The sequence below is a fragment of the Arthrobacter rhizophilus genome (genome assembly GCF_026241105.1).
Classification (GTDB): Bacteria; Actinomycetota; Actinomycetes; order Actinomycetales; family Micrococcaceae; genus Arthrobacter.
In genome coordinates, this window is sequence record NZ_JAPFFT010000023.1 from 1 (window position 1) to 18993 (window position 18993).

The window sequence follows — 18993 nt, forward strand, 5'->3', positions numbered from 1 at the left end:
ACCCCAGCCAACCGGCTCAACCAGCTGCTGCAGGCAGCCTAAACCCGAGCGTTGCTCTGACCAGTTGACTTTGCCGGGCTCTAAACGACATTAACTGCGAGTCAGTTGGGCGGGCGAGTCTTAAGAGACTGGCGTGAGGCCTGTCCGGGCCATGGCCTCGGCGTAGGCGCCGTGGATGACGTCGAGGTACTCCTGCTGGCGGACGGGGGAGCCGGCGAAGGAACGCCCGCCGAGTGAGCGGACCTTGAACGTCTTGAAGCCGCGGCGGTGGATACTCTGCGGGGCGGCCTTCACAAGCTGGTCTGCCAAGCGGTGGGCTTCATTGCCGTGGGCTACCAGCACGGAGGTGCGCGGCACGATCGCCAACAAGCGCAGGAGCGGCTTCAGGCCTTCGGTGATGTTGGCGGGAGTCAGCTTGCCCGGCTCTCCGTCCGGTTCGATCCAGGGGTACACGTTCCACGGCATCATGAGTTCCGGACGCAAGCCCAGCTGCCACTGCATGCCCAGCAGGCGGGTGGCGGCTTCCTCGTCACCCGGGACAATGAAGCCCGAGCCCTCCGTGGTGCGGGTGTTGGAGAAAAGGCTGATGATGCGGCACTCGTCAACGCTGTGGACGGGGTCTACGTAAAGGACTTCGCTGCCCGGCTTCTGTTCTTTGAGGGAATCGCAAAGCCCCGTGACCTCGGCGATGTGGGGTTCGAAACGTCGGTTCCAGAGTTGCTCTTCGAGTGAATCAGTCGCCAGGTCTTGCATATGGGCTTTGGTCTCCTACAGGTAGCGAGGCGCACTTGTCCGGCCGGGAGCGGTTGGCCGCGACCGGTCGGGTTGGGTGCAGTGTTGGGGGCTGGTTAACTGTACCGGAACGGCGGCGACCTGTGGGGCGAATCCCGACTTCGTCAGCGCGTTAACTGAAACGGCGCCGTCTCGATTGCTCGAGACGGCGCCGTTTCCGAAACGCCTGCTACTGCTTGTTGTCGTTCTGGTCGTCGTTTTCCTTGGTGCGGGAAACCACCGTACCGTTCGATTCGTTCAGGATGAGCTTGATGTCCCGCCCATTCTCAAAGTTGAACATCGCGTTGATGGATCCGGCTTTGGCGTCTGCCGACGAGTCGCCGATCTGGCCGGTGTGCCAGTTGTCCTCGATGAAGCGAAGGATGGAAGTCTGGTCCGTCTGGTTGTGGTCCACGAAGTTCTTCTTTGCGAAGGGTGAGATCACCACGAGCGGCTGGCGGGGGCCGGGGCCGCAACGGTCGGCATAGCCTCCGGCCATGGGCACACCCTTGTTGTACGCGTTCAGGCACCACGCAGCGTCGTCAGTGGTGTTCGAGGAGTTCTTCACAGCAGCGGCAACGTGGTCATACCAGCCGTCCGAGTCGTCGTAGGCGAGGACGATGGCGGTGTTTTCCCAGTTCTTCGAGTTCTGGATGGCGTTGACCTGCTGCGTGATGAACTTCTGCTCGTCCAGGGGATCGGAGTAGCCGGCGTGGCCGTCCTGGTAGTTTCCCGCCTTCAGGAAGGACACGGCGGGCATGTTGTCGGAATTGACTACCTTGGCGAAGTCCGTGGTGTCGTACTGGTGGTTCGCCTGTCCGTTGCGCCCGATCTCGTCCACGCTGGCGGGGGCAAGGTGGTGCGGGTTGGACGTTGACTTGTAGTACTGGAACGGCTGGTGGTGCGGGTTGTAGTCCGTCACCTTGGCGCCTGCAATGTTGGTGTGGGTGGTCATGCAGGCTGCCGGAGTGGTGTCCGTCGCCGCCGTCGTGGGAGCGAAACCGCCCTGGAACCAGCCCCAGCTGACCCCCTTGTCATTGAGCAGGTCGCCGATGTTCTTGCCCTGCATGGCGGCGAGGTTGTTCTTGCTCGCGTGGCTCTTGTTGGAGCAGTCGTCGTAGACCGGATCCGGGTCTTCCGTCATGGTGCCGACGCCGTTGGCATCAGGGAACTTGACTGTGTAGTCGCTGCTTGCGGGCTTGACCGGCTGGCCGGTGGCAGTGAACTCCGTGACGCCGTGGGTCTGGCCGGACACCAGGTTGAGCGCGCCGGGGCTGGATGGGCCGAAGACGGTGCTGAAGTGGGAGTCGCTCATGGCGAAATTCTGGGCGTAGTTCCAGATCCCGGTGACGGTGTTGCCGTCGTAGTAGTCCATGGTGAGTCCCGGACGGCCGAACTGGCCACCAGAACAGGTATCCATGCTGGTGTTCTCGACGAACTTGTTCATCAGGCCTGCGTTGTAGGCCTTCTGCTCCGCGGTGTATTCGTGGTCCTGGTCGCATGTGATCGCCTGGGCAGGCGTCAGCCGCTGGGGCTGGACCGAGTTGGGGTTGTTAGGAGCCAGCAGCTTGTCGTGGGCGAGGGTGGCGATGTTCTTCGGGGTGCTCTTGGCTGCCGTGAACGTCGGAGCCGCTGCGCCACTGCCTTGCTGCGTTTCGCCAGCCGTGTTGGCTGCCTGCGGGTAGGTCCCGAAGTAATGGTCAAAGGAGACGTTCTCGCCGAAAATCACCACAACGTGCTTGATGGGGGTCGCGGTTCCATTGTGGTCGTCGCTGGCCGAGGCCGGCGTCATGCCAAACCCGATCATGCCGGCAGCGATCGTCGATGCTGCGAGTGCGCTCACCCCTGCCGTTGACAGGAGACGCTTGTTGCGAAAATTCATGGATTTCCCTTCGGATTCACGGGCAATGCCCGGCCAACTATGCGGCCATCAGGAGTTGGATGGGGTATGGATTCACAAAGAATGTAGCCGGTTGACTGAGGCCCGACGGCCGATTTGGAAGTTCAATGCGGACTGTTTGGAAAGAGTTCACATTCTGCTCACAGGGAACTTCGAGTGCGCCGTCCCTGTTTGCATGTCGCTCTCCGGACGTGTGACACCAAGACCGGGAGGCGTATCGGCTAAACTTGGCTGGTAAGAGCCCCGGAACTCTTGCTGATCCCGCCGGTGAACTTTTGCGAAAGTCTGCGGGCAGGACCGAAAAGATTCGGGGCGTTCTCATGTACGGCGCTGAGCCTTGGTGATCCCGCCAGGACCGGCCCGAAAGAATGGGGGAGGATCCCATGCCCGCTATCGTGATCGTCGGAGCCCAGTGGGGCGACGAAGGCAAAGGCAAAGCAACCGACCTGCTCGGTGGCCGCGTTGACTACGTGGTCAAGCCCAACGGCGGCAACAACGCCGGGCACACCGTGGTGGTCGGCGGTGAGAAGTATGAGCTCAAGCTCCTTCCTGCCGGCATTCTGAGCCCCAACGCGATTCCGATCATCGGCAACGGCTGTGTGGTGAACCTCGAGGCGCTGTTCCAGGAGATCGACGGACTGGAAGCCCGTGGCGCGGACACTTCCCGTTTGCGCGTCTCAGCCAATGCCCACCTCGTTGCGCCGTACCACCAGGTGTTGGACAAGGTCACGGAGCGCTTCCTCGGCAGCCGCGCCATCGGCACCACCGGTCGAGGCATTGGCCCGGCCTACATGGACAAGGTTGCCCGCCTGGGTATCCGTGTCCAGGATGTCTTCGACGAATCGATCCTCCGCCAGAAGGTGGAGGGCTCGCTGCGCCAGAAGAACGAGCTCCTGGTCAAGGTCTACAACCGCCGTAACGTGGTTGTGGACGAGATCGTGGAGTACTTCCTGTCCTACGCTGAACGCCTGAGGCCGCTGGTCATCGACAGCACACTGGTCCTCAACAATGCACTGGACGAGGGCAAGGTGGTCCTCATGGAAGGCGGCCAGGCCACGTTCCTGGACGTCGACCACGGCACCTACCCGTTCGTGACCTCCTCCAACCCGACTGCCGGCGGCGCGTCCGTCGGCTCGGGCATCGGACCCACCCGGATATCGCGCTCCATCGGCATCATCAAGGCCTACACCACCCGTGTTGGCGCCGGTCCGTTCCCGACTGAGCTCTTTGACGAGATGGGCATGTACCTGCAGAAGACCGGTGGCGAGTTCGGCGTGAACACCGGCCGTCCGCGCCGCTGCGGTTGGTACGACGCCGTCCTGGCCCGCCACGCATCCCGCGTCAACGGCTTCACGGACTACTTCGTCACCAAGCTGGACGTGCTGACCGGCATCGAGCAGATCCCCGTCTGCGTGGCCTACGACGTCGACGGCGTCCGCCACGACGAAATGCCGATGACCCAGACCGAGTTCCACCACGCGGTGCCGATCTTCGAGTACTTCGATGGCTGGACCGAGGACATCACGGGCGCTAAGACCCTGGAAGACCTCCCCGAGAACGCCCGCAACTACGTGCTGGCCCTTGAGAAGCTCTCCGGCACGCGATTCTCCGCGGTCGGCGTCGGCCCGGACCGCGACCAGACGATCGTGGTGCACGACCTCATCGAGGACTAGCCACCAAAGCTGAATCACGACGACGGCGGGCCGCCCTTTCCGGGGCGGGTCGCCGTCGTGGTTTTGGCGCCTGGAAGCCCGGAAAACACCCTCCGGAAAAAACTCTCGGAATCCGCGTAACCCTTTGGGGTGCCCCGACGATTACCCCTTTGAAAGGCCGAGCTGAAATTTGTCCCCCATCAGGTTTCAGCTCGGCCCTTTTCATGTCTGAAAGGGTCTCTCGTGGACGTGCAGAGACCGGGAGGGGCGAGCCTCCGGAACTGAAAGCTGGTCCTTGGGCATCATGGGAGCAACGGTTAAGCTAGGTGAGGTTGTCCGGCCGTGAGGGGTTTCGGCCGCAACGAGGATCGCGCTTAAATCCGGACATTTGTTCCCCAACGAAAGCCACCCTTCTGTGACCGACGCCTTGACCGATGCAGCCTTGCGCGCCCTCCGGGGCCGGGAGGCTGAACTGTTCAGCGCCGTCTACCAAGCCTTCGCAGGCCAGGTGCTCGGCTACCTGACAGGAAAAGGCGTCTCGGATCCGGAAGCTGTCACACAGGAGGTCTTTCTTGCCGTCCTGCCGCGGGTTGAGTCCATCACCGGTGGCGTGAGTGGCCTGCGGACATTTGTATTTTCGGTAGCCCATGCCCGGATGGTGGATGACCACCGTCGGCAAAGCAGGGCGCCGGAGCATCACGAGTTTGAACCTGATCGTGACACGCGCCAGTCGAGTTCGGCGGAGGCCGAAGCGATGGAGCGTGTGGCGCCGGGCGAAGTCATGGCGTTGTTGGATGTCCTTCGGGAAGATCAGCGGGAAGTCCTGACGCTTCGTATCGTTGCCGGCCTGACGGTGGATCAGGCAGCCGAAATCATGGGGAAAAGCCAAGGCGCAGTCAAGCAACTGCAGCGCCGGGCATTGAATGCACTCCGCGAGCACTCGGTAGTAAAGGAATACGTGGCCCCATGATGCGTTGGGATTGCAAGGACATTGACCGTGACGCGATCATCCGCGAGCTCATGCTCGAGGCTGGTCTGACGGATGCTCCCGCGCTCGCGGACTCCTTGAAAGCACTGGAATCGTTTGCGTCCATGCCCGCGCCGGTCCCCGGTCCGGCGCTTGCCGCGATGCTTGCTGGTACCGCCGCGGCAGCCGGCCCCGTCGCTGAAGTTGGCACGGCCCCCGGAATCGGGATCGCCACTGGTGACCTCACGGACGAACGTCCCGTCGACGAGCTCGGCAAGCGTCGTCAGCTGCGCAAACACCGGCCTGCGGTCATTGGTGCCGCCGTCCTGACCGCTATGGGCTTGGGCATCGGGGGCGTAGCGGCCTCGAGTTCCGGATTTAGCAAAGGAACTCCTGATTTCATGCAGTCGCTGATCTCCGGCTGGGCGCCGGGCTGGACCACCGCTCCGCCATCGTTGGTACCTCCAGCCCCCGCCGGCGATTCCCCGAAGGTCACCACACACCCGGCACCCGTTGATCTTCCTGCTCCTGCCGCGGAGCAGGAACCCGTCATCGCAGCCGCCCCTGAAGCAGCCGTACCGCCTGCGGTTGAGCCTTCCCCGGATGCAGTGGCGCCGTCAGCCGTGGAGCCCATCGAAGCGAAGGATTCACCGTCGCAAGGAGCCGGACGGCCGGAAGTGCCGAAGACGGTGCACACCGAGCCCAAGGCCGATTCCCCAGGCGTATTCAAGCAGACGGCGGACACCTTGCCGAAGTGGGGAAGCAAGGATTTCCGGGATGGACTGCCGCAGGTCCTTCAGGACGGCAAGGCCGATCTCGCCGGAAAGTCTCAAGGCGCCTCCTTGCGGTGGCTCTTCGGACTGGCCCGCTAGCTCGGCCGCACAGCCAGAATCCCAGTCAATAATTCGGCCAAGGGGCCCGCGAAACCACGGGAGTAGGCTTGGGGTATGACACACGTCAACGATCCGGCAGTCATTGACCGGCTTATGCGAACAAAGGGCCGCTGGGCAATCGTCGGGCTCAGCACGAATGAGTGGCGCTCCGCGTTCGAAGTTGCTCTCTACATTCGCGACACCATGGGCATGGAGATCGTCCCGATCAACCAAAAGGGCGAAGACGTCCACGGCGAAACTGCCTACAAGTTCCTCGCCGACGTGCCCCTCGAACAGCCGATCGACGTCGTCGACTGCTTTGTGAATTCTTCGCGCGTTGGCGGCGTGGTTGACGAGGCCATTGCGGTCGGAGCGAAAGCCGTGTGGCTCCAGCTCGGCGTGATTGATGAGGATGCCGCGGAGCGGGCCAAGGCGGCGGGTCTTGACGTGGTCATGAACGCTTGTCCGGCGCAGATGGGCTGGCGCAGCGACAACTAGCGACGCCTCCCGTTAACCTGTTGCTGTCATAGTCCGGGGGCAATCACCCGATTTCGAGACCAGGGAACCCATGTGTGACGACCACCCTTCCACTGCCAGCCGGCGCACGGCGCTCGGTCTTCTCGGGGTGTCCCTCGCGGCCGGGCTGGGGGGGTCTGCGGCTCCCGGACACCTGTCCGCAGGAAGCCCGACGGCGGTTCCCGGCAGTGCGGGGGCCGCGCCGTCGTCGTCCGCATCGCCAAGCACCGCAACGAGCCCGACGCCGGGCCCCGGTGTCCCGAAGCGGCTACGGCGCTCCTTTGTCCCGGACTTCACGCTGCCGCCCATCCAAGGTGGACTGGCTCCCGTGATCACCAAAATCCCCACCAAACATCCCGTGGTGTTCCTGACGATCGACGATGGCGTGGTCAAGTCTCCGGAAAGCGTGCGACTCCTGGCCGAGAACGATTTCCCGGCCACGCTGTTCCTGACGAGCAACACGGTCCGCGACAACCCTGCCTTCTTCAAGGCGTTCATGGCGCAGGGGAGCCTGGTCGAAAACCATACGGTCAGCCACAACGTCAACATGACTACCCAATGGGGCTACCAGCGGCAGCTTGATGACATCACCGGCATGCAGGATTTCGCCGTCCAGCAGTACGGCCGGAAGCCCACGTTGTTCAGGCCGCCCGGGGGTTCCTACTCAACTGCTATGAGGCAAGCCGTGGCCGCCGCCGGCCTGAAGGCGATCGTTACTTGGGAGGCCAAGGCCAACGCTGGGCGCATGGACTACCAATATGGTAATTCGCTGCGGCCTGGCGACATCGTCCTGATGCACTTCCGTCCTGAATTCGCGGCAGATTTTGCGGCATTCCGTTCCGCGCAGGTCGCCGCCGGCCTGGAAGTCGTGCTCCTGGAGGACTTCCTGGGCGTTGCGTGAGGCAGGGTCTCCGCTAGTCTCAGTGCATGGATGCTGCCACCCTTCGCCGAATCTGCCTGGGCTTCACCGGGGTTTTTGAGGACTTCCCGTTCGGCCCGGAAACATCGGTTTTCAAAGTCCGTTCGGCCGTGTCCGGGGGAGGCAAGCAGGAAGGCAAAATGTTCGCGGCCTCCGCCATGGACGATCAGAACCTTGCGGTGAGCCTCAAATGCGATCCTTCCTTGGCCGTGCAATTACGCGCGGCCCATCCGGAAATCACCGGGGCTTGGCATATGAACAAGACGCACTGGAACGGCGTGCGCTTGGACGGCGCCCTCCCGGACGCCATGGTCCGGGACATGGTGGAGGACTCGTATGACCTAGTGGTTTCGTCGTTGAGCCGCAAGCAGCAGGAACAGTTGGGCTGGGCTCGCCTCGCCAAGGGGTAACACGCGGACCCTGTCCTCCGCTTCGGCTAGATTGTGAGTGCACCGCACCTTCCAGCGCCCCGAAGCAATCAGGTGGAGCCAGATGCTTGAACAAAAGATCCTCGATGACCTGTGGAATTTTGAGGACCCCGCACTGTCGGAAGCCCGGTTCCGCGAAGCCATGGCGGATCCCGCCTACGATCCTTTTGAACGGGCCGAGCTCGCCACCCAATTGGGCCGGGCCATCGGTCTGCAGGGCCGCTTCGAGGAGGCCGACGCCCTCCTGGACGGGATCGACGCCGAAGAGGAGCCCACCCTTGCGGTGCGGATTCTCCTGGAACGCGGACGCTTGCTCAACTCCGCGGGCCACCCGGCCATGGCGGTTCCGCTCTTCGAGCAGGCGGCCGAATTGGGGGACCTCTTGGGCGAAGATTTCCTGGCCGTGGATGCACTTCATATGCTGGCCATCGCGGACTCCGGCCACCAGGAATCATGGACGCGAAGTGCGCTCGAGTACGCCTCCGCCGTCGAGGATCCCCGCACCAAACGGTGGATGGTTTCATTGCACAACAACCTCGGTTGGGCGCTCTACGACGACGGTCGCCGCACCGAGGCCATGGTGGAGTTCCAGCTCGCTGAGCAGTGGGCTGAGCGGGTAGGAACCGAGCAACAGCGGCAATGGGCGGGCGAGGCCGTTGCCGAGTGCGCAAAATCCTTGAATTCACGGGGCTAAACAGGCCAAACGACCCTCCGGAAGGGCATTTTCGACAGATCACATTTTGACAAAAGTTGATTGAAACTACCCTCAAATATTGCTTTTCAATCACTCGTGGTGAAGTATGTCACACGAAGGGCGCGTCGCAGCGGCGGTGCCCGGACCGATCCACTGCCGGCCCAGGCGCCGTCAGAGTCGGTACTACGAGTCTCTGGAGGGTTTTAGGATGAACGTTCAGCAGCAGTCCTTTGCACGTCGTGGTTTCCTCCGCGGCGCGCTTGCCGCGGCCGTGCTTGTGCCGTTGGCCGGCTCGATGGCCTCCTGTGCAGCCGGTGGCGGCGGAGGATCCACCGGTCCTACGGGGACCGTTTCAGATGCCAACCCGTTCGGCATGGCAGACAAGTCCACCGTTGACGCCGTGATTTTCAAGGGCGGCTATGGAATCGACTACGTTGACTTCGCGGGCAAGGGCTTCGAAAGCGCGCACGCGGGTTCCACCGCCAAGATTGCCCCCTCGACGGACATCGCGCAGGAACTCCAGCCGCGATTCGTTGGAGGCAACCCGCCGGACTTGATCGACAACTCCGGCGCCAAGGCAATCGGCTTCAGCACCATCCTGGCCCAGCTTGAAGACCTCACCAGTGTGGTCAACGCCAAGAACCTCGAAGGCAAGGTCATCAAGGACACCCTTTATGGCGGTGTGCTTGCTCCGGGAACCTTCGAAGGCAAGCTGGCGGCCCTGAACTACGTGCTGACCGTCTACGCCATGTGGTACTCGGATGCATTCCTCAAGGACAACGGCTGGTCCGTTCCCAAGACCTGGGACGAAATGTACGCGCTCGGCGAGCAGGCCAAGGCCAAGGGCAAGTACCTGTTTGTTTGGGGCAAGGAAGCCGCCACCTACTACCAGGAAATGGCGATCGCTTCCGCCATCAAGGAAGGTGGACACGATGTCCGCCTGGGCCTTGAAAACCTCAAGGCAGATTGCTGGTCCCACCCGGCACTCCAAAGCGTCTTCACTGCCATGGGAAAGATCGTCAAGGCCGGGTTCTTCAAGCCCGGCGGTTCCGGCACCCAGTTCACCGCGGCGCAGGCGCAGTGGAGCAACGCCCAGGAAGCAGTGTTCTACCCGTCCGGCTCGTGGATCGAGAACGAGATGAAGGACCAGACGAAGGCCGGCTTCAAGATGACCGGCGCCCCGGTCCCCTCAGTGACCACCGGCTCCAAGCTGCCGTATACGGCACTCCACAGCGCAGCAGGCGAGCCGTTCGTGGTTCCTTCGCAAGGCAAGAACGTCGCCGGCGGCAAGGAACTGCTCCGCGTCATGCTGTCCAAGGATGCTGCCACCAACTTCGCCAAGACCAAGCTGGCCCCCACCATCGTCAAGGACACAGTTCCCGCCGATGGCTTCGGATCCACGGCTTTGGTCTCCCAGACCAAGCTGCTCGGCGATGCTGGAGACAACATCTACACCTGGAACTTCATCGACCTCTACGGCACCAACAAGGACCAGTTGGTCGTATGGAACACGTTCCTCGACGGAAAATCCGACGTCGCAACCCTGACGTCGGACCTACAGAAGATCACCGACAAGGTCCGCAACGACAGCTCGGTCAAGAAGATTGAAGTGAAGTGACTTCAGTGAAAGCAAAAACACTCCGGGTCGGCGACGGTGCGTCCGCCGTCGTCGTTCCGGACACAGCCCCACCCGCCTACAAGAGGCGGCGCAAGCCCCTGACGTTCGACAAGATCAGCTTCTTCGTGGTCTTCCTCGGCCTGCCCCTGGCCATGTACATCCTGTTTGTGATCTCTCCGTTTGCCCAGGCGTTCTACTACTCCATGACGGACTGGAGCGGTTTCTCGCCCAACATGAATTTCACGGGTTTCCAGAACTACCAGAAGCTCTTCACGGATGACATCTTCATGAAGGCCATGGGGAACAACATCCTGCTGGTCATCTTCCTGCCGATCATCACCATCATCCTCAGCCTGGTGCTGGCAACCTTGGTGACCGTGGGAGGCAGCAGCAAGGGCCAGATCAAGGGCCTGCGCAACTCGAGCTTCTACCGGGTTGTCTCCTTCTTCCCCTACACGATTCCGGCCATTGCGATCGGCATCATGTGGGGCCAGATCTACGATCCTTCCGGAGGTCTGCTGAACGGCCTCCTCACGTCCCTGGGCATGGACCAGTTCAAGTCCTTCGCCTGGCTCGGTGACAAGAGCACCGCCATGATCGCCACGATGTTCGTGATCGTATGGGGCTTCATCGGCTTCTACATGGTGCTGTTCGTCGCCGGCATCAAGGGCATCCCCGCAGAGCTGTTTGAGGCGGCCAGGATTGACGGGGCAGGACGTTTCCGCACTGCCGTGTCCATCACCATCCCGTTGATCCGGGACAACATCCAGACCGCCTACATCTACATGGGCATCCTGGCGCTCGATGCGTTCGTCTACATGGCCGCCCTCAACTCGGGCGGTGGCCCGGACAACTCCACGTTGGTGATGTCCCAGCAGCTCTTCTTCACCGCTTTCACCAAGGGCCAGTTCGGCCTGGCCAGCGCCATGGGCGTTGTGCTGGCCGTAGCCACCCTGATCTTCTCCGGCCTCGTGTTCCTGGTCAACAGGCTCACGGGTGGCGACAAGGATGTGTCCCTCTGATGACTACCAAAATAGCCAGCCAGGAAATGAAATCGCTGCACTTCACCCCCCGCAAGCCGGCCATGACCCCCGGCGACAAGGTGGTGGGCGCGGTTTCGCACACGGCCCTGACCATCTGGTCCCTCATTGTGATCCTGCCCTTGCTCTGGACTTTCATGTCCTCCTTCAAGACGTCCAGCGAGATCTTCGCCTCGCCGTTCGCCTTGCCCTCGCAGTGGCGCTTCGACAACTACATCCGCGCCTGGAGCGAAGCCGGAATCGGAAGCTACTTCCTGAATTCGGTGGTCGTGGTGGGTTCGGCGCTCGTGATCGTCATGGTCCTCGGTGCCATGTGTGCGTACATCCTTGCGCGTTACACCTTCCCGGGCAGCAAAGCCATTTACTACCTGATGCTGGCTGGCCTGACCTTCCCGATCTTCCTGGCCATGGTGCCGCTGTTCTTCATCATGCGGAACATCGGCCTGCTGAACACCTTGCCGGGACTCATCCTGGTGTACGTCGGCTTTGCGCTGCCGTTCACCGTCTTTTTCCTGTTCTCCTTCTTCAAGTCCCTTCCTCACGAAATCACCGAGGCGGCTGCCTTGGATGGAGCGGGTGAGTGGCGGACGTTCTTCCAAGTCATGTTGCCGATGGCCAAGCCCGGGCTCGCCTCCGTGGCCATCTTCAACTTCCTTGGCCTGTGGAACCAGTTCCTGATTCCGGTGGCGATCAATGCAGCCGGGCCGCGCGTGCTGTCCCAAGGGCTGGCTGCCTTCGCCGGCCAGATGGGTTATGCAGTGGACTTCGGCGCCTTGTTCGCGGCCGTCACGGTCACAGTGGTTCCGGTGCTGATCGTGTACGTCATCTTCCAGCGTCAGCTTCAAGGCTCCGTATCGCAGGGTACGTCAAAGTAGCACAACCAAGCTAAATAGGCGCCCGACGGCGGTTCTCACCTTTGGTGGGGGCGCCGTCGTGCGTTTCTGCCGGCTGCGCCGACGTCGCGCGGGCCGCTTCAGAGCCGCTGATAACGGGAGCGGAACAGGGAGAAGACCCCGTAGGCCATGAGTCCGAGGCTGACGAACCCCAGCACCCATCCGCCAAACGGTTGTTTCAGGAAGGCCTTGAGTGCCGAGTCGAGGCCGCCTTGTTGGGAGGGGTCGTGGGCCGCTGTGGCGATCAGGATGAGCAAGCCGACGGCGCCGAGGGCCACCCCTTTCGCGCAATAGCCCGCCACGCCAAGCACCGTGAACGCATCTCCCAGGGCCCCGGACGGCTTTCCCCTCAGGTTCTTTTCGTACTTGCGTGTGATCCCCATGAAGACGTATGTGCCGGCGGCTGCCAGGAGCGCCACCCCGATGATCACCAGGAGGACAGTGCCCGCAGTGCTGGACATGAGGTCTGCACTGGTCGTACGGGATTTCTCGCTGCTGCTGCTTGGGCGACTGAACGCAAAACTGCCGAAGGTCACCGCGGCCACAGCAAAGACGATTGCCTGCCCGGCTGCCTTGAGCCGATTCATCCAAGGCCTCGAGCTGCCACCCCCGCTCCACCCCATCACGGCGTCGCTCGCCATGTAGAGCGCGAGGGCACCGCAGGCCACTAGTCCCGCCCACAAAAGGACGACGCCGCCAGGCGTGGCAGCCATCTGGCCGACCGCACCGCTTTCGTCGGCTTGGCCGGATGCGCCCAGCGCGATCCCCAAGGCGATGATCCCGATCAGGAGGTGTATCAGCCCTAAGGCGACGAAGCCGGCCCGGGCAACTACCCGGACGGTCCGTGAATCCTTGGCGTCATCAACCGCGTCCCCCACCGAATCGGCGCCCCGGGACACTGCATTGCCGGCCTTGTTCATATGATCGTCTGTGCCCACGGAGCTCCTTTTGGTCTGCCCCCATCTTGCCACTGCGGGCTCCCGGAAGGGAGGGAGGGGCGGCTACTCGATACCATGGGCGCATGTGGATCGCGTGGATCGAGTTCGACATCCTCCTCGGCGAGGTGCACAGCCTGAAGGAGAAACGCTCCCTCGTGCGTCCGCTGATCGCCGAGTTGAAACGACGCTTCGAAGTCTCCGCCGCCGAAACCGGACACCTGGACCAGCATCGCCGAGCCCTCTTCGGCGCTGCCGCGGTGGCGTCGGACCGGGCGCACCTTGTGGAGGTGCTCGACGCCGTCGAACGCTTTGTTGCCGCCCGCCCCGAACTGGAGCTGCTGAGCGCCCGACGCCGGGACCTCCACAGCGAGGACTGAAAACACAACGCGGGGTCACTTACGGCCCATCCCGAGGGGATTCTTGGGCCGTAAGTGACCCCGCGTTGGGGGTTGCCAGGCGCTAGCCGAAGTACTTCGGCAGTGTGGCCTCGTGGGCTTCGCTGAGTGCGTCCAAGGACAGCTCGTCCACGCCGTTGATCTCCAACTTGCCGCTGGCAGCGTCGACTACGCCGATCCGGAGGTGGGCGAAGCCGCGGGCGGTGCACATGTCCTTGAAACGGATTTCCTCGGAGCGCGGAACGGACACGATGGCCCGGCCCTGGGTCTCGGAGAACAATGCGGTGAACAGGTCCACGCCGTCGCGCTCCACGAGTTCGTCCAGCGCAATCCGGGCGCCGACGCCGTAGCGCAGCGAGGACTCCACCAGTGCAGCGGCAAGGCCGCCCTCGGAGAGATCGTGCGCGGCATCGATCATGCCGTCGCGCGAAGCGTTGATGAGGATTTCGCCGAGCTGGCGCTCGATGGACAGGTCAACCTTTGGCGGCAAGCCACCGAGGTGTCCGCGCAGGTTGGACCACTCCGAACCGTCCAGCTCCGCGGCCGTGGTGCCCAGCAGGTAGATGGCCTGGCCGTCTTCCTTCCAGCCGGACGGGGTGCGGCGCGCGACGTCGTCGAGCTTGCCCAAAACGGCCACCACAGGGGAGGGGTGGATCGGCACGGTACCCGTCTGGTTGTACAGGGAGACGTTGCCGCCGGTGACAGGGACGCCCAGCTCCATGCAAGCGTCGGACAGGCCACGAATGGCCTCGGCCAGCTGCCACATGACGTCAGGGTCCTCGGGGGAACCGAAGTTCAGGCAGTCGCTGACAGCCATCGGCACGGCGCCGGAGGTGGCGACGTTGCGGTATGCCTCGGCCAGAGCCAGCTGTGCACCGTGGTACGGATCGAGGTAGGTGTAGCGGCCGTTGGCGTCGGTGGCCAGGGCCACGCCAAGGCCGGTTTCCTCGTCCACGCGGACCACTCCGGCGTCGTCCGGGAACGCCATGGCGGTGTTGCCGCCGACGTAGCGATCGTACTGCTTGGTGATCCAGGCCTTGCTGCACATGTTCGGCGAAGCAATGAGCTCGGTGACGGCGGCGGCCAGTTCCCCGGAGGTCGAGGGACGGCCGGCGTCCTGCACGGAGCCAGTGAAGGTATCGGCCTGGACGGAATCCTGCCATGAGGGGCGCGAGTACGGGCGGTCGTAGACCGGACCGTCGTGGGCAACGGTGCGCGGGTCGACGTCGACAATGACTTCGCCTTCCCACGTGATGATGAGGCGGCCGGTATCGGTCACTTCACCCAGCCAGGAGTACTCTACGGCCCACTTGTCCATGACCGCTTCGAAGGCGGCAATGTTCTCGGGGGTGACAACGGCCATCATGCGTTCCTGGGACTCGGACATCAGGATTTCGCCCGGGGTCAGAGTGGGGTCGCGCAGCAAGACGGAGGTCAGCTCAACCTGCATGCCGCCGTCGCCGTTGGAGGCGAGCTCGGACGTGGCGCAGGAAATGCCTGCCGCGCCGAGGTCTTGGATACCCTCAACCAGCGAACCCTTGAACAGCTCCAGGCAGCACTCGATCAGGACCTTCTCGGCGAAGGGGTCGCCCACCTGGACGGCGGGGCGCTTAGACGGCTTGGTGTCGTCGAAGGACTCCGAGGCCAGCACCGAGGCGCCGCCAATACCGTCGCCACCGGTGCGTGCACCGAACAGGACCACCTTGTTGCCCTTGCCGGAGGCGTTGGCCAGGCGGATGTCCTCATGACGCATGACGCCGACTGCCAGCGCGTTGACCAGCGGGTTGCCCTGGTACACGGAATCGAACACCATTTCGCCGCCGATGTTCGGCAAGCCAAGCGAGTTGCCGTAGCCGCCGATGCCAGCAACAGCGCCATGCATGACGCGGGCCGTGTCCGGGTGGTCGATGGCGCCGAAACGCAGCGGATCCATCACGGCAACCGGACGGGCGCCCATGGAGATGATGTCGCGGACAATGCCGCCAATGCCGGTTGCGGCACCCTGGTAGGGCTCCACGAACGACGGCGAGTTGTGGGACTCGATCTTGAACGTCACGGCCCAGCCGTCGCCAAGGTTGGTGACGCCGGCGTTTTCGCCAATGCCCACCAGCATGTCCTTCTTCATCTCCTCGGTCACCTTTTCGCCGAACTGGCGCAGGTGGTTCTTCGAGGACTTGTAGGAACAGTGCTCGCTCCACATCACGGAGTACATGGCGAGCTCGGCACCGGTGGGGCGGCGGCCCAGCACCTTGACGACCTCGTCGAATTCGTTTTGCTTCAGGCCCAGTTCGGCCCAGGGGAGCTCGGTGTCCGGGGTCTTGGCTGCGTTCTCGACGGTGTCGATGTTGAACTTCTTGCCGACGGTTTCAGCTGAGGTAGTCACTGTGCGCCTCCCACGATCTTGTTCAGGACGGAGGTGAAGAAGCCCAAGCCATCGGTGCCGTCGTTGGACTCCGGACCGAATCCGGGCTCCACCGCGTGCTCCGGGTGTGGCATGAGGCCCACCACGTTGCCGGCGGCGTTGCTGATGCCGGCGATGTCGCGGCGTGAACCGTTCGGGTTCCAGCCGACATAGCGGAACACGACGCGGCCCTCGGCCTCAAGGGCGTCCAGGGTCTTGTCGTCAGCGATGTACTGGCCGTCCTGGTTCTTCAGCGGAACCGTGATTTCCTGGTCTGCCTCGTAGTCCGAGGTCCACGAAGTGGTGTTGTTCTCGACGCGCAGGACCTGGTCGCGGCATAAGAACTTCAGGTGGTCGTTCTTGATCATGGAGCCGGGCAGCAGGTGCGACTCGGTCAAGATCTGGAAGCCGTTGCAAATGCCCAGGACAGGGAGCTTGGCGTCGGAATTTGCTGCGTCGATGATCTTCGACATCAGCGGCGCAAATCGCGAAATGGCACCGGCGCGCAGGTAGTCGCCGTAGGAGAACCCGCCGGGAATGACCACGGCGTCCACATCTGCCAGCTCGGTGTCCGCGTGCCAGAGCGCGACGGCGGTGCCGCCTGCCAGGCGGACCGCACGGGCGGCGTCGCGGTCGTCGAGGGTGCCGGGGAAGGTGACGACGCCGATCTTGGCCCCGACCAAGTGGGGCTCGACGGCCACAGGGGCTCCGCCGATCAAAGGAAGTTCAGTCATGTCAGGCCTCGACGACCTCGACGTTGACGACGTCTTCGATCACCGGGTTGGACAGCAGGGTCTCGGCAGCTTCGCGGGCCTGGGCGAGGATGGCGTCGGTCACCTCGCCGTCGACGGTCAGTTCAAAGCGCTTGCCCTGGCGGACTGCGCTAAAGCTGGTGAAGCCGAGGCGGGGCAGCGCGCCCACGATGGCCTTTCCCTGCGGGTCCAGAATCTCGGGCTTGGGCATGACGTCGACGACGATCCGGGGCATCCGGTAACTCCTGTGCGTGAGCGTTGGTTAAACCTTGGTTAAAGGCTGCCGCGGAGTGCCGTCTCACGCCGGAACCGCATCCGACAGCGTTCAGCGACAGTGTTTGGATGCAGTGTCTTACGGAATAAGGAGGGCGCTCCGCGAGCTTGCACGCCCATTCTACCGGCCAAATCGCTACATACCCTATTTGCGGAAGATCGGTGAAGGGGCCCCGCGGACCGCACCAATTCGCGGCGGCGGCCTGCCGCCGTCGGGGGTTTTCAATCTCCGACGGCGGCTCTGGCTCGCAATGGTTTGCGTCACTAGGATTGCGGCATGGCCGAAAACGCGAAGTCGATGGTTTTGCCCGTGGTCCTTGCGGCGGTTTTTGCTGGCCTGGGGAGGATGGTTTTCCAGAGGATCAAGGCAGACCGGGCGGCCCGGGAAAACCGCATTTCGGTGCCGCCGGATGCTTCGACAAGAGCCAAAATCAGCGACGCCTTGCGAGGAATCCATTCTTAGCGCGGCCTGTCCGCTTGCGTGTTTGTGCGCCGCTCACATCGCGGAACCATAAACTATCCCGGCTAGACCTCGCGATGGTCCTGATGTACTTTCCATACCAACGGGCATAAACCTTACTCTTTCGCAACTTAATTATTGGGGGAATTGGCTTGAAGAAATCTGCTCGCACCAGATCACGGCTCGTGGGCATCATGCTGGTGCTTGCTGTGCTGTACTCGGCACTCATTGGTCCGGTAACCGCAAGTCCAGCAATGGCCGGGACTGGGCCCGTCGGCGGCCTCACACCCATGACGCCCACGCGGATCCTGGACACACGAACGTCGTCGGGACCGGTGCCTGGCGGAGGCTCAGTCTCAATCCGGATCCCCGGGACAAATGGATTCCCCTACGGCACGCAAGCAGTCGTCCTCAACATCACAGCCACTGACGCCACTGCTGCAGGATTCCTCACGGCGCACCATTCGGGCGTCATGGCGCCGCGCACTTCCAACGTCAATTACGGGCCGGGACAGATGGTTGCGAACCTGGCTATCGTGGAAGTCGGCGCTGATGGGCAGATCGCCATCTCCAACACTTCGACAGGAACTGTGCAGATCGTCGTTGACGCCTCGGCATATTTCGCCGCGTCCGGGCCCCAGGGCTCGCCGGGCTCCTACCAGGCTGTGGGACCCGCCAGGCTTCTCGACACTAGGACTTCGTCGGGCCCCATCGCCGGTGGCGGAAGCGTGCCACTCCGTCTGGGAGGATCCACTGGCGTTCCGACAGACGCCTCAGCGGTGGTCGTGAACCTGACAGTGACGGAATCGACGTCATACGGATTCATCACCGCTTATCCAAGCGGCTCCTTAAAACCCAATGTCTCGAACCAGAATTATGGGACCGGCCAGACCGTTCCGAATCTTGCCGTCGTTCCGGTAGGGCCAGATGGCACGGTGACGATTGCGAACACCTCGTCCGGAACGGCTCAGATCATTGCAGACGTTGTTGGCTTCTTCCTGCCGGGGACGCCAACAATATCCGGAGCATTCGCGAGGGTTTCGCCAGTGCGTCTTGTCGACACTCGCACGGACGGTGGTCCGGTTGTCAACGCCGGCACCGTGCCCGTTCAGGTCGTAGGCGTCAATGGAATACCGCAAAATGCAAGTGGCGTCTGGGTGAACCTCACGGTGACCGAACCGACAACCTTCGGCTACTTCATGGCGCGTGGTTATAGGGCGCCGTGGACGTTTACTTCCAATCTGAACTTTAGTGATCGGCAGACGATTGCGAATATGGCGTATGTGCCGATTGGGGCTGACGGCAAGGTAGAGATCCAAACCATCCTCAGCCAACACATGATCAACTGGACACCGGTTATGGAAACCTCGCAAGTCATCGTCGATGTCTTCGGCTACACGCTCCCCTAGCCACCGCCGGGCGGTGCACGATTCGGACTAATACAGTACGTACAAATGCGCTAATCTTCCGGGCAAAAGGGGCTTATTCGGGAGTAGTTTGGAAT

The 18993-nt window shown here is 62.7% G+C and carries 19 protein-coding genes; 13 read left to right on the plus strand and 6 right to left on the minus strand.

Translation table 11 applies throughout. From position 1 onward, the window contains the following. Positions 1 to 120 precede the first annotated feature (120 nt). Positions 121 to 753 (minus strand): uracil-DNA glycosylase family protein, encoded by a 633-nt coding sequence (locus tag OOZ51_RS17040; protein ID WP_265980963.1) that lies wholly within the window; start codon positions 751 to 753, stop codon positions 121 to 123. 208 nt (positions 754 to 961) lie between these two features. Then, a complete protein-coding gene (locus OOZ51_RS17045; protein ID WP_265980964.1) occupies positions 962 to 2653 on the minus strand; it encodes a phospholipase C in 1692 nt (563 codons plus the stop codon). A gap of 401 nt (positions 2654 to 3054) precedes the next feature. Here OOZ51_RS17045 and OOZ51_RS17050 point away from each other — a divergent pair, with 401 nt between their 5' ends. The 10 genes from OOZ51_RS17050 to OOZ51_RS17095 all read left to right on the plus strand — a co-directional run bounded on the left by OOZ51_RS17050 (position 3055) and on the right by OOZ51_RS17095 (position 12252). Further along, positions 3055 to 4344, plus strand: coding sequence for an adenylosuccinate synthase (locus OOZ51_RS17050; RefSeq protein WP_265980965.1), 1290 nt, complete (start codon positions 3055 to 3057; stop codon positions 4342 to 4344). 394 nt (positions 4345 to 4738) lie between these two features. Next, on the plus strand, positions 4739 to 5293 hold the full coding sequence (locus OOZ51_RS17055) for an RNA polymerase sigma factor (RefSeq protein ID WP_265980966.1): 555 nt from the start codon (positions 4739 to 4741) through the stop codon (positions 5291 to 5293). After that, positions 5290 to 6162 carry a hypothetical protein gene (locus OOZ51_RS17060; protein WP_265980967.1) on the plus strand — a complete coding sequence of 291 codons (873 nt, stop codon included), beginning with the start codon at positions 5290 to 5292 and terminating at the stop codon, positions 6160 to 6162. Before OOZ51_RS17055 ends, OOZ51_RS17060 begins: the two co-directional genes overlap by 4 nt. Before the next feature lie 75 nt (positions 6163 to 6237). Then, positions 6238 to 6660: a CoA-binding protein gene (locus tag OOZ51_RS17065; RefSeq protein ID WP_265980968.1), complete on the plus strand. Its 423-nt coding sequence runs from the start codon at positions 6238 to 6240 to the stop codon at positions 6658 to 6660. Between the two features lie 70 nt (positions 6661 to 6730). Further along, positions 6731 to 7579, plus strand: coding sequence for a polysaccharide deacetylase family protein (locus tag OOZ51_RS17070; RefSeq protein ID WP_265980969.1), 849 nt, complete (start codon positions 6731 to 6733; stop codon positions 7577 to 7579). A gap of 26 nt (positions 7580 to 7605) precedes the next feature. Next, complete coding sequence (locus tag OOZ51_RS17075) at positions 7606 to 8007, plus strand: MmcQ/YjbR family DNA-binding protein (RefSeq protein ID WP_265980970.1); 402 nt, start codon at positions 7606 to 7608, stop codon at positions 8005 to 8007. 82 nt (positions 8008 to 8089) lie between these two features. Further along, positions 8090 to 8719, plus strand: a complete 630-nt coding sequence (locus OOZ51_RS17080; protein WP_265980971.1) for a tetratricopeptide repeat protein — start codon at positions 8090 to 8092, stop codon at positions 8717 to 8719. Positions 8720 to 8927: 208 nt separating this feature from the next. Further along, positions 8928 to 10337 (plus strand): N-acetylglucosamine/diacetylchitobiose ABC transporter substrate-binding protein, encoded by a 1410-nt coding sequence (ngcE, locus tag OOZ51_RS17085; protein WP_265980972.1) that lies wholly within the window; start codon positions 8928 to 8930, stop codon positions 10335 to 10337. After that, entirely contained in the window at positions 10334 to 11359 is a 1026-nt protein-coding gene (locus tag OOZ51_RS17090) for a carbohydrate ABC transporter permease (protein ID WP_265980973.1), read from the plus strand. The genes ngcE and OOZ51_RS17090 overlap by 4 nt, the downstream gene beginning before the upstream one ends. Continuing rightward, positions 11359 to 12252: a carbohydrate ABC transporter permease gene (locus OOZ51_RS17095; protein WP_265980974.1), complete on the plus strand. Its 894-nt coding sequence runs from the start codon at positions 11359 to 11361 to the stop codon at positions 12250 to 12252. Before OOZ51_RS17090 ends, OOZ51_RS17095 begins: the two co-directional genes overlap by 1 nt. A gap of 98 nt (positions 12253 to 12350) precedes the next feature. On the opposite strand, the gene OOZ51_RS17100 is transcribed toward OOZ51_RS17095, so the two are convergent. After that, positions 12351 to 13208 (minus strand): DUF1206 domain-containing protein, encoded by an 858-nt coding sequence (locus OOZ51_RS17100; RefSeq protein ID WP_265980975.1) that lies wholly within the window; start codon positions 13206 to 13208, stop codon positions 12351 to 12353. An 83-nt stretch (positions 13209 to 13291) separates the two neighbouring features. Between OOZ51_RS17100 and OOZ51_RS17105 the strand changes: the two genes are divergently transcribed. Next, positions 13292 to 13585 (plus strand): DUF503 domain-containing protein, encoded by a 294-nt coding sequence (locus tag OOZ51_RS17105; protein ID WP_265980976.1) that lies wholly within the window; start codon positions 13292 to 13294, stop codon positions 13583 to 13585. An 82-nt stretch (positions 13586 to 13667) separates the two neighbouring features. Here OOZ51_RS17105 and purL read toward each other — a convergent pair whose 3' ends face one another. The 3 genes from purL to purS are packed head-to-tail and all read right to left on the minus strand — an operon-like array spanning position 13668 to position 16991. Beyond that, on the minus strand, positions 13668 to 15986 hold the full coding sequence (gene purL, locus OOZ51_RS17110; protein WP_265980977.1) for a phosphoribosylformylglycinamidine synthase subunit PurL: 2319 nt from the start codon (positions 15984 to 15986) through the stop codon (positions 13668 to 13670). Then, positions 15983 to 16738 carry a phosphoribosylformylglycinamidine synthase subunit PurQ gene (gene purQ / locus OOZ51_RS17115; RefSeq protein WP_265980978.1) on the minus strand — a complete coding sequence of 252 codons (756 nt, stop codon included), beginning with the start codon at positions 16736 to 16738 and terminating at the stop codon, positions 15983 to 15985. The genes purL and purQ overlap by 4 nt, the downstream gene beginning before the upstream one ends. Before the next feature lies 1 nt (position 16739). After that, positions 16740 to 16991, minus strand: coding sequence for a phosphoribosylformylglycinamidine synthase subunit PurS (purS, locus tag OOZ51_RS17120; RefSeq protein WP_028265707.1), 252 nt, complete (start codon positions 16989 to 16991; stop codon positions 16740 to 16742). Positions 16992 to 17306: 315 nt separating this feature from the next. Between purS and OOZ51_RS17125 the strand changes: the two genes are divergently transcribed. Together OOZ51_RS17125 and OOZ51_RS17130 are read left to right on the plus strand one after the other, a co-directional pair. After that, positions 17307 to 17492 carry a hypothetical protein gene (locus OOZ51_RS17125; RefSeq protein WP_265980979.1) on the plus strand — a complete coding sequence of 62 codons (186 nt, stop codon included), beginning with the start codon at positions 17307 to 17309 and terminating at the stop codon, positions 17490 to 17492. A 149-nt stretch (positions 17493 to 17641) separates the two neighbouring features. Continuing rightward, positions 17642 to 18898 carry a hypothetical protein gene (locus tag OOZ51_RS17130; RefSeq protein ID WP_265980980.1) on the plus strand — a complete coding sequence of 419 codons (1257 nt, stop codon included), beginning with the start codon at positions 17642 to 17644 and terminating at the stop codon, positions 18896 to 18898. Positions 18899 to 18993: the final 95 nt, after the last annotated feature.